The sequence below is a fragment of the Saccharothrix sp. NRRL B-16348 genome, assembly GCF_001280085.1.
GTDB lineage: Bacteria > Actinomycetota > Actinomycetes > Mycobacteriales > Pseudonocardiaceae > Actinosynnema.
This window is the reverse complement of sequence record NZ_LGED01000091.1, coordinates 13,624-27,143: the sequence shown is the minus strand read 5'-3', so window position 1 is coordinate 27,143 and position 13,520 is coordinate 13,624. Positions and strand designations below refer to the sequence as shown.

8 protein-coding genes are annotated in these 13,520 nt (G+C 73.8%); 4 read left to right on the top strand and 4 right to left on the bottom strand.

Annotated elements, in window-relative coordinates; all coding sequences use genetic code 11:
• Nucleotides 1-35 precede the first annotated feature (35 nt).
• Together ADK67_RS10490 and ADK67_RS10485 are read left to right on the top strand one after the other, a co-directional pair.
• A complete protein-coding gene (locus tag ADK67_RS10490) occupies nt 36-3,200 on the top strand; it encodes an ATP-dependent DNA helicase (protein ID WP_053716300.1) in 3,165 nt (1,054 codons plus the stop codon).
• Nucleotides 3,201-3,270: 70 nt separating this feature from the next.
• Nucleotides 3,271-6,801 carry an ATP-dependent helicase gene (locus ADK67_RS10485; RefSeq protein ID WP_053716209.1) on the top strand — a complete coding sequence of 1,177 codons (3,531 nt, stop codon included), beginning with the start codon at nt 3,271-3,273 and terminating at the stop codon, nt 6,799-6,801.
• Between the two features lie 22 nt (nt 6,802-6,823).
• Here the strand turns inward: ADK67_RS10485 and ADK67_RS10480 are convergent, their stop codons facing one another.
• Entirely contained in the window at nt 6,824-7,360 is a 537-nt protein-coding gene (locus tag ADK67_RS10480) for a hypothetical protein (protein ID WP_053716208.1), read from the bottom strand.
• Between the two features lie 79 nt (nt 7,361-7,439).
• The gene (locus tag ADK67_RS10475) at nt 7,440-7,820 is read right to left on the bottom strand and encodes a DoxX family protein (RefSeq protein WP_053716207.1); all 381 of its coding nucleotides are present in this window, start codon (nt 7,818-7,820) and stop codon (nt 7,440-7,442) included.
• Nucleotides 7,821-7,889: 69 nt separating this feature from the next.
• Here ADK67_RS10475 and ADK67_RS10470 point away from each other — a divergent pair, with 69 nt between their 5' ends.
• Complete coding sequence (locus tag ADK67_RS10470) at nt 7,890-9,302, top strand: M20/M25/M40 family metallo-hydrolase (RefSeq protein WP_082403366.1); 1,413 nt, start codon at nt 7,890-7,892, stop codon at nt 9,300-9,302.
• Nucleotides 9,299-10,366, top strand: a complete 1,068-nt coding sequence (locus ADK67_RS10465) for a potassium channel family protein (protein ID WP_053716205.1) — start codon at nt 9,299-9,301, stop codon at nt 10,364-10,366. Before ADK67_RS10470 ends, ADK67_RS10465 begins: the two co-directional genes overlap by 4 nt.
• 41 nt (nt 10,367-10,407) lie before the next feature.
• On the opposite strand, the gene ADK67_RS10460 is transcribed toward ADK67_RS10465, so the two are convergent.
• Together ADK67_RS10460 and ADK67_RS10455 are read right to left on the bottom strand one after the other, a co-directional pair.
• Nucleotides 10,408-12,225: a sensor histidine kinase gene (locus tag ADK67_RS10460; protein ID WP_231648114.1), complete on the bottom strand. Its 1,818-nt coding sequence runs from the start codon at nt 12,223-12,225 to the stop codon at nt 10,408-10,410.
• The gene (locus tag ADK67_RS10455; protein WP_053716204.1) at nt 12,222-12,905 is read right to left on the bottom strand and encodes a response regulator transcription factor; all 684 of its coding nucleotides are present in this window, start codon (nt 12,903-12,905) and stop codon (nt 12,222-12,224) included. Before ADK67_RS10455 ends, ADK67_RS10460 begins: the two co-directional genes overlap by 4 nt.
• Nucleotides 12,906-13,520 lie beyond the last annotated feature (615 nt).

Sequence of the window (13,520 nt, the reverse complement as noted above, 5' to 3'; positions counted from 1 at the left end):
CGGTCGTGTCAGGGGTCTGTGATTGCATGACCCCCGTGGCAGGGAACAGGGCGCCGTTGTTGGTGCGTCGGGTGCGGCAGGAGGAGCCCCGGCGCGACTGGGACGCGCCCGCACGTGCCGTGTTCGACCACGCCGGCGGGCCGTTGCGGGTGCTCGGCGGTCCCGGCACGGGCAAGACGACGTTGCTGGCCGAGGTGGTGGCGCACCGGGTGCTGCGCGGCGGCGTGCACCCGGAGAACGTGCTGGTCCTCACCCCCAACCGGCGTGCCGCCGAGGCGATGCGCGCCCACATCACCCGCCTGCTGACCGGCGCCCGTACCGACGGCGACCTGCCGACCACGCAGGAACCGCTGGTCAGGACCGTCCACTCGTACGCGTTCGCGGTACTGCGCGCGCAAGCCGTCCACCAGGGCGAACCGGCACCCCGCCTGCTGTCCGGCCCCGAGCAGGACGCGGTGGTGCGCGAACTGCTCGCCGGCGACGTGAGCATGGGCGCCCCGAAGTGGCCGGAACGCCTCCGCCCCGCCCTCGCGCTGCCCGCGTTCGCCCACGAACTCCGCGACCTGATGCTGCGTGCCACCGAACGCGGCTTCGCCCCGGAAGACCTCACCGAGCTCGGCCGCAAGCACTCCCGCGAGGAGTGGGTCGCGGCTGGCCTGTTCGCCACCCAGTACGAGCAGGTCAACCTCCTGGCCAGCAGCGGGCAGGGGCACGCGCCGTCGTTCGACGCGGCCGAGCTGGTCGGCAGCGCGCTGCTCGCCTTCCAGACCGAACCGGCCGTGCTCGCGGGCGAGCAACGGCGGGTGAGGCACCTCCTCGTCGACGACGCGCAGCACCTCGACCCGCTGCAGCACGAGTTCATCCGCGTGCTGGGCGAGGCCGCGCAGGAGTTCGTCCTCGCGGGCGACCCGGACCAGGCCGTGTTCTCCTTCCGCGGCGCCGATCCGACGCTGCTGGCCGAGGCGGACGGCCCGGCGGTCGTGCTCACCACGGGCTACCGGATGGCGCCGGAGATCAGGACCGCCGTCGGCAGGCTCGCCGCGCGCCTGCCGGGCGCGTCGCCGACCCGCGCGGTCTCCCCGGTCGACGGCACGGGCAACGTCCAGGTCCGCCTGTTCGCGTCCGCCGCGCAGGAGGCGGGCTGGGTGGCCGACCAGCTCCGCCGCGCCCACCTGATCGACGAGATCCCCTGGTCGCACATGGCCGTCGTGGCGCGGTCGGCGACCAGGTCGCTCCCGGTCCTGCAACGCGCGCTGCTCGCGGCGGGCGTGCCGGTGGCCGTGCCGCGCGACGAGCTGCCGCTGGCACGCCAACCGGCCGTGATGCCGTTCCTGGCGCTGCTGCGGTGCGCGGCCGTGCCGGGCAGCCTGGACGAGGACACGGCCGCCATGCTCCTGTCGTCACCGCTCGGCGGCGCGGACCCGTTGGCGCTGCGGCGGTTGCGGCGCGGCCTGCGCCGGCTGGAGCTGGCCGCGGGCCGTGACCGGCCGAGCGGCGAGCTGCTGGTCGAGGTGATCGAGTCGGACGACCGGCTGGCCGCGCTGGAGGACGCCGAGGCGCAGCCGGCGCGGCGCATCGCGGGGCTGCTGCGCAAGGCGCGCAAGGGGATCGCGGACGGGCTGACCGTCGAGCAGGTGCTGTGGGAGCTGTGGCAGACCACCGGTCTGGAGCTGCGCTGGGTGGCGCAGTCCGCGCGGCACGGCACCGTCGGCATGCAGGCCGACCGGGATCTGGACGCGATCGTGGCGTTGTTCGAGGCGGCGGCGAAGTACGTGGACCGGCTGCCCGGCTCGGGCGCCGAGGGTTTCGCGGACTACCTGGCCGCGCAGGAGATCGTCGGCGACACGCTGGCCGCGGCCGCGCCCACCGGCGAAGCGGTGTCGGTGCTGACCGCGCACGCCGCCGCCGGTCGCGAGTGGACGGTCGTCGCGGTGCCCGGCGTGCAGGAGGGCAGCTGGCCCGACCTGCGGCTGCGCGGGTCGTTGCTGGGCGTGGAACGCATGGTCGACGTGGTCGCGGGCGTGTCGGCGGAGACGGTGTCCGCGGTCGCGCCGATCCTGGCCGAGGAACGGCGGCTGCTGCTCGTCGCGGCCAGCCGGGCGCGGCGGACGCTGCTGGTCAGCGCCGTCCGCGGGGAGGACGAGCAGCCGTCGCGGTTCCTGGACGAGATCGAGGAGCTGTCCACCGACGAGCCGGAGCGGCCGACGTTCACCCCGGAGCGCGGCCTGGTGCTGGCCGAGCTGGTCGGCGAGCTGCGGCGCGTCGTGTGCTCCGACGACGAGCCCGCGGAACGCCGGGAGCGCGCCGCCGTCCAGCTGGCCCGGTTGGCCGCGGAAGGCGTGCCGGGCGCGCACCCGAATGCCTGGTACGGCTTGGCGGACGTCACCACGGACGATCCACTGTGGACCGAGGAGCACACGGTGAGCGTGTCGCCGTCCACGGTGGAGACGCTCGCGAAGTGCCCGCTGCGCTGGGTCGTCGAACGGCACGGCGGGCAGGACCCGGCCGAGCTGGCGTCGATCACCGGCACGCTCGTGCACGCGCTGGCGCAGGCCGCCGCGACCGGCGCGGACGAGAAGGAGCTGCGGGTCAAGCTGGACGAGGCGTGGGCCGCGGTGGACGCGGGCGCGCCCTGGTTCTCCCGCCGCGAGCGGATCAGGGTGGAGCGGATGCTCGACACGTTCCTCGGGTGGTTGGCGTCCAGCCGCGCCCAGCTCACCCAGGTCGCCGTCGAGGAGGAGATCTCCGTCGAGATCCCCCAGCAGGACGGCGGGCCGAAGCTGCGGGTGCGCGGCCGGGTCGACCGGCTGGAGACCGACCGGGACGGGCGGCCGGTCGTGGTGGACGTGAAGACCGGCAAGACCCCGGTGAGCAGGAACGACGCGCAGGAGCACCCGCAGTTGGCCGTCTACCAGCTGGCGTCGGCGCTGGGCGGTTTCACGCACCTCGGCCTGGGCACCGACCCGGGTGGCGCGCGGCTGCTGTACGTGGCCAAGGAGGACAAGAAGACCGGCGCCGTCGAGCGGGAGCAGGCGCCGCTGGACGAGCAGGGCGTGCGGGTGTGGCTGGAGGCCGTGCAGCTGGCCGCCGGGTCGAGCGTCGGGCCGCAGTACCGGGCCGCGGAGAACGCGGACTGTGATCGTTGCCCGGCCCGCACCACCTGCCCGGTGCACTCGTCCGGTCGTCAGGTGAGCCAGTAGGGCGGTCCTGACCAGCCAGTACAGGCGCGCCCTGCGGGTCGCCGAAGCCGGCCGGGCCCGACCACGGAGAATGCGGGACGTGGTCGTGCCGAGCGGGGTCGAACGGGTGGCGGGTGAGCCGGTGGCGCTCGCCAGCCCGTTCGAGGTCGCCGAGGCCCTCGGGCTGCCCAAGCCGACGCCCGAGCAGGCCGCCGTCGTCGCCGCGCCCACCGCGCCCGCGCTGGTCGTCGCCGGCGCCGGGGCGGGCAAGACCGAGACGATGGCCGCCCGCGTGGTGTACCTGGTCGCCAACGGCTTCGTCACCCCCGACCGGGTCCTCGGCCTGACGTTCACCCGCAAGGCCGCGCGCCAGCTGTCCGACCGGGTGCGGCTGCGGCTGCGCCGGCTCGGCGGCTCGCCGCTGCTGGACCGGCTCGACCCCAGCGGCGAACGGCGGGCCGCGGTGCTCACCACCGAGCCGGTGATCCTGACCTACCACGCGTACGCGGGCCGGCTGGTGGGCGAGCACGGCCTGAGGCTGCCCGTGGAGCCGGGCGTGCGGCTGCTCACCGAGACCGCCGCGTGGCAGCTCGCGCACCGCGTGGTGTCGACCTGGAACGACGACCTGGACACCGACAAGGTGCCCGCGACCGTCACCGGCTACCTGCTCGCGCTGGCCGGCGAGCTGGGCGAGCACCTGGTCGACCCGGTCGCGCTGTGGCGGCACGCCGAGCGGCTGTGCGCGGTGATCGAGAACGCCCCCAAGACGGCGCGGCAGCGCGACGGCCTGCCGGAGTCGCTGAAGGCCGTGGTGAACGCCCAGCGGCTGCGGGTCAACCTGATCCCGCTGCTGGAGGCGTACCAGGCGCGCAAGCGGCGTGAGGCGGCGATGGACTTCGCCGACCAGATGTCCCTGGCCGCGCGGCTCGCGTCCGAGCACCCGGAGGTCGTGCGCGGCGAACGGGAGCGCTACGGCGCCGTGCTGCTGGACGAGTACCAGGACACCGGTCACGCGCAACGCGTGCTGCTGCGGTCGTTGTTCGGGCGGGGCGAGCCGATGCCCGTGACGTCGGTGGGCGACCCGGCGCAGGCGATCTACGGCTGGCGCGGCGCGTCGGCGGCGAACCTGCCCCGGTTCGTGACCGACTTCCCGCCCGCGAAGAAGTACGGCCTGCTCACCAGCTTCCGCAACCCGCCGGAGGTGCTGGCACTGGCCAACGCCGTGTCCGCGCCGCTGCGCGCCATGGGCCTGGACGTGGACGAGCTGCGCGCCCGTGACGGCGCCGGGCCGGGCGACGTGCGGGTCGCGTTGTTCGGCGACGTGCGGCAGGAGCTGGACTGGGTGGCCGACACCGTCGCCGCGCAGTGGGAGCAGCACCTGGACACCAGCGACGAGCCGCCGACCGCCGCCGTGCTGGTGCGCCGCCGTTCGGACATGGCGAACATCGCGGCGGCGCTGCGGGAACGCGGCCTGCCGGTCGAGGTGGTGGGTCTGGGCGGGCTCTTGGACGAGCCGGAGGTGCGTGACCTGACCAGCGCCCTGCGCGTGCTGGTCGACCCCCTGGCCGGCACCGCCGCCGCCCGCCTCCTCACCGGCTCACGCTGGCGGGTCGCCGCCTACGACTTGGCGGCGTTGTGGACGCGGGCACGTGACCTGGCGGGCGCGCCGAGCAGGCAGGCCGTGGCGAACGACCCGCTGGCCGTGATCGCGGACGCGTTGCCGGGCGAGCACTCCGAGCAGGCCGGGCTCGCGGACGCGTTGGACGACCCGGGCGACCCGACCGCGTACTCCGCCGAGGGGTACCGGCGGATCCGGCGGCTGGGCGCGGAGCTGTCGTCGTTGCGGCGGCGGCTGGACCAGCCGTTGCCCGAGCTGGTCGCGGACGTCGAGCGCACGTTGTTGCTGGACATCGAGGCGATGGCCCGGCCGGGCGGGGTGGGGCGGGCGCACCTGGACGCGTTCGCCGACGTGGTCAACGACTTCGCCGCCGCCAGCCCGTCGGCCACCCTGCCCGCGCTGCTCGACTACCTCTACACCGCCGAGCAGGCCGAGGACGGGCTGGAACCCGGCGAGGTGGAGGTGGCCGAGAACCGGGTGCAGGTGCTGACCATGCACTCGGCGAAGGGCCTGGAGTGGCACATCGTCGCCGTGCCGCACGTGGTGAAGGACGTGTTCCCCGGTCGGAAGAAGTCGTCCAGCTGGTTGCGTTCGGTGGCGGAGCTGCCCGCCGACCTGCGCGGTGACGCCGAGGACCTGCCGAAGCTGCGCATCGCGCCCGACGCCAACCGCAAGGAGGTGGAGGAGGCGCTGGTCCGGCACGAGGAGGACTTCGACGAGCGGCGGCTGGTGGAGGAGCGGCGGCTGCTGTACGTGGCGCTGACCAGGTCCGAGCACAGCCTGCTGGTGTCGGGGCACTGGTGGGGCGAGACGGGCGACAAGCCGAAGGGGCCGTCGGCGTTCCTGACCGAGATCCGGGAGTCGGTGCTGGCCGCCGACCACCCGCCCGCCGACATCGCCCACTGGGCCCCGCGCCCGGCCGAGGACGACCCCAACCCCCTCGCGTCGCAGACGAAGACGGCCCAGTGGCCGACCGACCCGCTGGGCAAGCGCCGTGCCGCCGTGGCCGAGGGCGCCGCCCTGGTCCTCGCCGCCCTGGACCGCCACCTCTCCGCGCCACCCACCCCGCCCGCCGACCTTCCGGAGCCCGCCGAGCTTCCCGAGCCCGCCGACTTCGACCTGCCTCCGGAGCCCGCCGACTTCGACCTGCCCGCCGAGCCCGCCGATTTCGACGTGCCGCCCGAACCCCCGGCCGACGATCTGCCTCCCGAGCCGGACCACGAGCCGGACTTCGAGCCGGACTCCGGGCCACCAGGACCGCCGAGCCCGGTGTTCGAGGACCAGGAAGACCCGTCGGTCCCCGACGAAGACCCCGGCGTCCCCGAAGACGACCCGGACGGCTGGGCCCGGGACGTCGACGTGCTCCTCGCCGAACGCGCCGCCGCGGCCGACCGCCGGGAACGCGTCGTGCTGCCCGACCACCTCTCGGTCAGCCAGCTGGTCGAACTCGCGGCCGACCCGGACCTGCTCGCCCGGCGGCTGCGCCGTCCCCTGCCGTTCCCGCCCAACCCGCTGGCCCGCCGCGGCACGGCGTTCCACACCTGGCTGGAACAGCGGTTCGGCGCGAGCCGCCTGTTCGACCTGGACGAGCTGCCCGGCGCGGCCGACGACGGCGCGGCGCCGGACACCGACCTCACCCGCCTGCAGGAGGCATTCCTGGCCAGTGGCTGGGCCGACCGCGTCCCGCACGACGTCGAGGTGCCGTTCGAAGCGGAGATCGACGGCATCTCCGTGCGCGGCCGGATGGACGCCGTGTTCGCCGACGACGACGGCGGCTGGACCGTGGTCGACTGGAAGACCGGCGCGGTGCCGGAGGAAGACCGCCTGCCTGCGCTGTCGGTGCAGCTCGCGGCCTACCGACTGGCGTGGGCGGCGTTGACCAGGACACCGGTCGAGAAGGTGCGGGCGGCGTTCCACTACGTGCGCCAGGACCACACGCTGCGCCCCGCCGACCTGCTGGACGCCGACGGCCTGCGCGCGCTGATCCGGTCGGTCCCGCACTAGCCGGTCACGACCGGCCCGTCCGCTAGCTGTTCACCCGGGCGTTCGCGGGCACTTCCTTCAACACCCGGTCGTAGAGCACTTCCAGCAGCCACCGCCCGAACAGCGACGGCCCGAACTCCGTCGACCGGTCCTCCGGCGGCACCAGCAGCTCGGCCACGCCCGCCGAGTCCACCGCGACCACGCCGATGCCGTAGTAGTCCAGCTCGATCAGCGGCCACGCCTGCTTGCCCAGCGGCGCCGGCAGCACCACCGAGCAGGGCGCGAGCGTCATCAACGTCCCGCACGACTGCAGCGCGCGGTCGACCGTGGACTCGCTCACCAGGACGCCGACCAGCTCCACCGCGGGCACGGGCAACCGGTCGTGCGCGGCCGGCTCGAACCACGAGCGGAACCACGAGGGGTCGGCCTGCGGCGGCCAGCCGTTCGCGCTGCGCCACTCGTGCACATCGGCACGAACGCGCACGACGGCCGACACCTGATGGCCCAGCACGGCGACGTCGGGCACGACGATGCCGCGCCAACCCAACGCCGTCGCGGCATGGTGGAGGAGCGGTTGCACTCGGGCATCCTAGGACTGGTTTCGGATTCAATGACAGTCCCTCGGCCGCGCTGGGTGTCGAGCCCAGTGCCGAGAGTGATCAGGGAGTTGAGCGTCCCACGCGCAAGGCCCACAGGATGAGCGGCACCTGCAACGGCAACCGGCCGTACGCGACGGCCTTCACCCTCGGTGACTTCGTCCGGAGGTCGTAGGCCATCTTGACGTTGGCCGGGAACACCGCCGCGAAGAACCCGGCCGCCAACTTCCCGCCGACACCCCTGGTGCGCGGCACCGCGATCGCCGCCGCCAACGCCACCTCGGCGGCCCCGGACAGGTACGTCCAGGTGCGCGGCTTGCCCGGCAGCGCACGCGGCACGATCGCGTCGTACGGCTTCGGCTTGGCGAAGTGCGTGACACCCGCGACGCCGAGCAACCCGGCCAGCGCGAGCGCCGACCGGGAACGGGAACGAGTGGGTTCCATGGGACCACCCTGTCACGTCGTCCGCCGCACGGCGCTCCCAGGGCTCGCGCGGGGTTATCCTCCCGCACCGTGAGCGGTGATCCCGAAAAACCCGAGCATCCCGAGCGGACGGCCGTGGCCGCGTACGCCGACGACTTCCTGATCGGCCTGCGCGAGTGGCTGGCCATCCCGTCGATCGGCGTCGACCCGGCGCACCACGGCGACGTGGCCGCTTCCGCGCACTGGCTCGCCGACGCGCTGCGCCGCGACGGGTGGCCCGACGTGCGGGTCTGGGACGAGGGTCCGGCGCTGCCCGCCGTGTACGCCTGCTGGCCCGCCGCCGATCCCGACGCGCCGACCGTGCTGGTCTACGGCCACCACGACGTGCAACCGGTTGACCCGGTCGAGCAGTGGCACAGCCCCCCGTTCGAGGCGACGGTGATCGGCGAGGAGCTGTTCGGGCGAGGTGCCAGCGACGACAAGGGCCAGGTCGCGATGCACCTGCTCGGGGTGCGGGCGCACCTCGCGGCGACCGGCGCGACGCGGCCCGCGGTGACGCTGAAGCTGTTCGTGGAGGGCGAGGAGGAGTCCGGCTCGCCGCACCTGACCCGGCTGCTCGACGACCACCGCGACGACCTCGCGTGCGACCTGGTGGTGTTCACCGACACGCCGCTGTACGGGCGGGACGCGCCGACCGTGTGCACCGGCCAGCGCGGCGTGTACGGGGCGGAGGTCGTGTTCACCGGCGGGACGTCCGACGTGCACTCCGGGCGGGCCGGCGGCAGCGTGCCGAACCCGGCGACGGCCATCGCGCGGCTCGTCGCGGCGCTGCACGACGACGACGGGCGCGTGCAGCTGCGCGACTTCTACGCCGACGTGGTCGAACCCACCGCCGCCGAACGTGCCGACTACGCGGCGTTGCCGTTCGACGAGACGGTGTGGCTGGCGAACGCCGGCGGGGCCCAAGGACTGGCGGGCGAACCCGGTTGGTCGACCCTCGAACGGGTGTGGGTGCGGCCCACCGCCGAGGTCAACGGCCTGCACGGCGGCTACACCGGGCCGGGGCTGAAGACGATCGTGCCCGCGCGGGCGTCGGTGAAGCTGTCGTTCCGGCTCGTGCCCGACCAGCGGCCGGAACGGGTCGCGGACGCGCTGCGCGAGTTCGTCACCCGGCACACCCCGGCCGGGCTGCACGCCGAGGTGATCGAGTCCGGTGACGGCGCGCCGCCCTACGCGGTGGACATCTCCCACCCGGCCGTGGGAGCGGTGCGCGACGCCGTGGAGGCCGCGTTCGACCAGCCCGTGCGGTTCAGCCGGACGGGTGGCTCCGGTCCGGCGGCGTTGCTGCACGGGTGGCTCGGCGTGCCGGTCGTGTACCTCGGCGCGACGTTGCCGGATGATCGGATCCACGCGCCCAACGAGCGCGTCGTCGTGCCGCTGCTGCTCCGCGGCGCCGAGGCCGCCGCCCGGTTGTGGCGGCTACTGCCGGAGAGGTTGTCATGATCCGCCGCACCAGCCCGGGCGAACCGCTGGCCGACCGGCCAGGCCACTCGCTCGTCGGCGTGATCAGGATGCCGGACACGGTGCAGAGCCCGGTCCGCGCGATCCTCAAGCGGGTGATCGGCGCGCTCACCGCGCTCACGGCGGCCGTGCTGATCGTGTACATCGACCGTGACGGCTACCGTGACGTCAACGGGGACGGCCTGTCCCTTCTGGACGCTGTCTATTACGCGACGGTGTCGCTGTCGACCACCGGATACGGTGACATCGCCCCCGCCAGTTCGTCGGCGCGGCTGGTCAACGTCCTGGTGATCACCCCCTTGCGGGTGCTCTTCCTGATCGTCCTGGTCGGCACGACCCTCGAAGTGCTCACCGAGCGTTCGCGGCAGGCGCTGCGCATCCAGAAGTGGAGGATCAAGGTGCGGGACCACGTGGTCGTCATCGGGTACGGCACGAAAGGCCGGTCCGCCGTCAGCGCCCTCATGGGCGACGGCGCCGAGCCGGGCTCGATCGTCGTGGTCGACACGACCCAGGAAGCCCTCGACGCCGCGTCCTCGATCGGCCTGGTGACCGTGCACGGTTCGGGTACCAGCAACGACGTCCTGCGGGTCGCGGGCGTCCCCCGCGCCAGGGCCGTGGTGGTCGCCGCGAACCGCGACGACACCGCCGTCCTGGTCACCCTCACCGCTCGCGAGTTGGCGCCGAAGGCCCAGATCGTCGCCTCGGTCCGCGAGCGCGAGAACGAACACCTCCTCCGCCAGTCCGGCGCGGACTCGGTCGTCGTCTCCAGCGAGACCGCGGGCCGACTCCTGGGCATGGCCACCGCCACCCCGTCCGTGGTCGACATGGTGGAAGACCTCCTGACCCCGGACGCGGGCCTGGCCATCGCCGAGCGGGACGTGGAGCCGTCGGAGATCGGCGGATCGCCCCGCCACCTGCCGGACATCGTGCTGGGCGTGGTGCGCGACGGCACCCTGTACCGCGTGGACGCCCCGGAAGCCGACGCCGTGGAAGCCGGCGACCGCCTCCTCTACGTCAAGAAGGTCACCCCACCCAGGGACGCCTGACCCGCCCCGCCACACCCTTCACGCCCCTCCGCCGAGCTCCTTCACTCGGCCAACGGAATCCGCACCTCAAACGCGGCCCCACCCACCTCCACCGCCGGAGCGGGCCTCGCGATGCCCGCCTCCGACCTGTCCGCAGCCTGGCCGCCCTCTCGGAGCGCGCGGACGCCCGAAATCGGTGCAGTGGTGCCCACACCGCGCTCTCCCAGGGCCGGGCTGCGCTCGTCGCGCACGTCCGCGACCGCGCCCTGCTGTCCGACGCTCGCGGCCGGATGACTGCCGCGGGACATATCACCCACCGCGCTGTGCCCCACCGCGCTCGGAGCATCGGTGGCCGTGCGCGATCCCGCCACGTCGCCGGATCCACCGACGCGTGCCTCCGCTGCGTCCACTCCGCCCACCACCGCAGCGGTTGACGTCGCCGTCTGCACGCTCGGCGGGCCGCTCGGGCTCGTGGCTGGTTCGCCCGTCGCTGGTTCGCCCGTCGCAGCCGCCGTCCTCGCGGTCGCAGCGGTCGCAGTGGTCGCCGCCGCCGTCGCAGTGGTCGCCGCCGCCGTCGCAGTGGTCGCGGTCGTCGCCGTCGGCTCGGTGATCGCCGCCAGCGGCCGGCTGGGGCTGTGGACCTGGCGCGAGTCGTCGCCGGGGGCTATGCACGACAGCTCGCCGCCGTGCGCACGCACGACACCCCGGGCGATCGGGAGCCCGAGCCCCGACCCGCCGGACCGCTGGTCCCTCGCCTCGTCCAACCGCACCAGCCGGTCGAAGATGCGCTCCCTCTCCTCCGGCGGCACGCCCGGACCGTTGTCGGACACGACCAGCAGCGCGAAGCTGCCCACCTTGGACACCCTCAGCCGCACCGTGCCCGACGGGCCGGTGGCCTGGCGGGCGTTGTCGGCCAGGTTCGCCAAGACCTGCGCCAACCGCTGCGGGTCGCCCGAGACGAACGCCGACTCGCCCTCGGCGACGATGTCGAAGTCCGGCGCGAGCAGCTGCGTCCGCCCCACCTCGGCCTCCGCCAACGCGAGCAGGTCGACCCGTTCCCGGTGCAGTTCGAGACCGGCCTCGATGCGCGCCAACGCCAGCAGGTCGTCGACCAGCCGCCCGGCCCGCCGCGACTCACGCACCAGCAGCAGGTTCAACCGCTCCCGCTCCTCGGCGCCGGCGGTCTGCATCAAGGCCTCCGCGACCGCCTGCACGCCCGCGATGGGCGTCCTCAGCTCGTGCGCCGCGTCGGCCACGAACCGCTTCGTCCGCTCCTCCGATCCCTCCAACGAGTCCAACATGTCGTCGAACGCGGCCGCCGTCCGGCCGAGTTCGTTGTCCGCCCGCGACGGGTTGAGCCGGGACCCCCGGTTGCCGCGCGCGATCGACCGGGCCAGCGTGGTCATCGCGTCCAACGGCGCCAACGCCCGCCGGACCACCAGCACCATCGCCCCGGCCGTCACGGCCAGCGCACCGACCCCGGCCAGCAGCAACAACCGCCGCAGCCTGGCCTGCGCCGCCGTGATCACCGACGACTCGGCGTACACCGTGATCGTCGACCCGTCGATCAACTGCCGACTGACTTCGTTCGCCACCTCCTCGTCCGGCGCGTTCCCGAACACCGTCCCGTCCGGCATGACCAGCCGGACCTCCACGCCCCGGCCTTCCAGCCGGTCCACCAGGTCCGCCCCGCGCACCCGCTGCTTGACCAGCTGCTGCGCCACCCGCGCCTTCTCCAGCAGCGCGGTGTCGACGTCCCGCTTGGACTGCGCCGCGAACAGCGCGTCCACCAACAACACGACCCCGACCAGCACGACGCCGAGCACGCCGATCGCGGACAACGTGACCCGTCGGCGCAGCGAGACGGTCCGCAAGCTCACGTCTCGTCCGCCCTGAGCACGTAGCCCAGCCCCCGCACGGTGTGCAGCAACCGCGGCCCGTGCTCCTCCAACTTCCGGCGCAAGGCGCTGACGTGCACCTCGACCAGGTTCGGGTCGTAGTCCTCGTAGCCCCACACCGCGGTGAGGATCTGCGTCTTGCCCACCACCCGCCCCCGCTGCGCGGCCAGGTACCGCAGCAGGCGCAGTTCGGTGGCGGTCAACTCGATCGCCGCGTCGCCGCGCAGCACCACCGCCGAGTCGGCGTCCACCACCAGGTCGCCGATCTGCACGGTCGACGGCGTCCGCCCCAGCCGCCGCAACACCGCGCTCACCCGGGCGACCAGCTCGGCCAGCACGAACGGCTTCACCACGTAGTCGTCCGCGCCCCGGTCGAGCCCCCGCAACCGGTCGGACACCCCGTCGCGGGCGGTCAACATCACCACCCCGGCCCCGCACGTCCGCCGGATGACCTCCAGGAGCATGAAGCCGTCCCGACCGGGCAGCATCACGTCGAGCACCACCAGATCCGGCCGGAACCGGACCAGGTCGCCCTCCAGGTCGCGACCGTCCGGCCGGACCTGCACCTGGTAACCCGCATCCCGCAAGGCGGAACTCACCGCGGCGCCAATCGCCTCCGCGTCCTCGATCACCAGCACTCTGGCAGCAGTCGACACCTCCATATTCTGCGTCGCGTCGCCCGCCACGGCCTCAAGGCCGCGACAAGCGGGGACAAGTGACAGCTAGTCGTCAGCACTCGCATCGCCGCCCGTCGACGGTCGGCTGCGGTGGGTGACGTGCCGGACGTGGGGGCCGGTCTCTCCCGACGTGGGCGCGGACGGGAGAGACCGGCCGTCTGGGGATCCGCGAGCAGCCACCTCGCTTCGACGGGCGGCGAACGGTGTGGCTCGGGACGCGAATCCGCTGTGGACCATGGACAGGGATCAGGAACGACCGTGCGGTGCGGTGAACGGGCGGTGCGGGCCGGCGGCGGCGTCAGGTGGCGGCGTCGGGCTGGGGTGTCAGGCGGAGGCGGCAGGCTCCGCTCACGTAGGCGCACGCACGCGGCACGGTGACCGCGCTGGACGGTGATCGCACGACATCGGCCGCGTTCGAGGAGCCCACCAGAACCCTCGACTTCTCTGGTGTGGCGGCCAAGCCCAGGGTCGGAGATCGCGGCGCGGCGCGCGGTGCGGCATCCGGCGACGCGCTCGTGGTCGGACGGGTTCGGTGGTTTTCGCGGTTGTGGGCATGGGACCAGTGTCGAACAACAGTTCGAGGGTGTGCAAGATCACGAT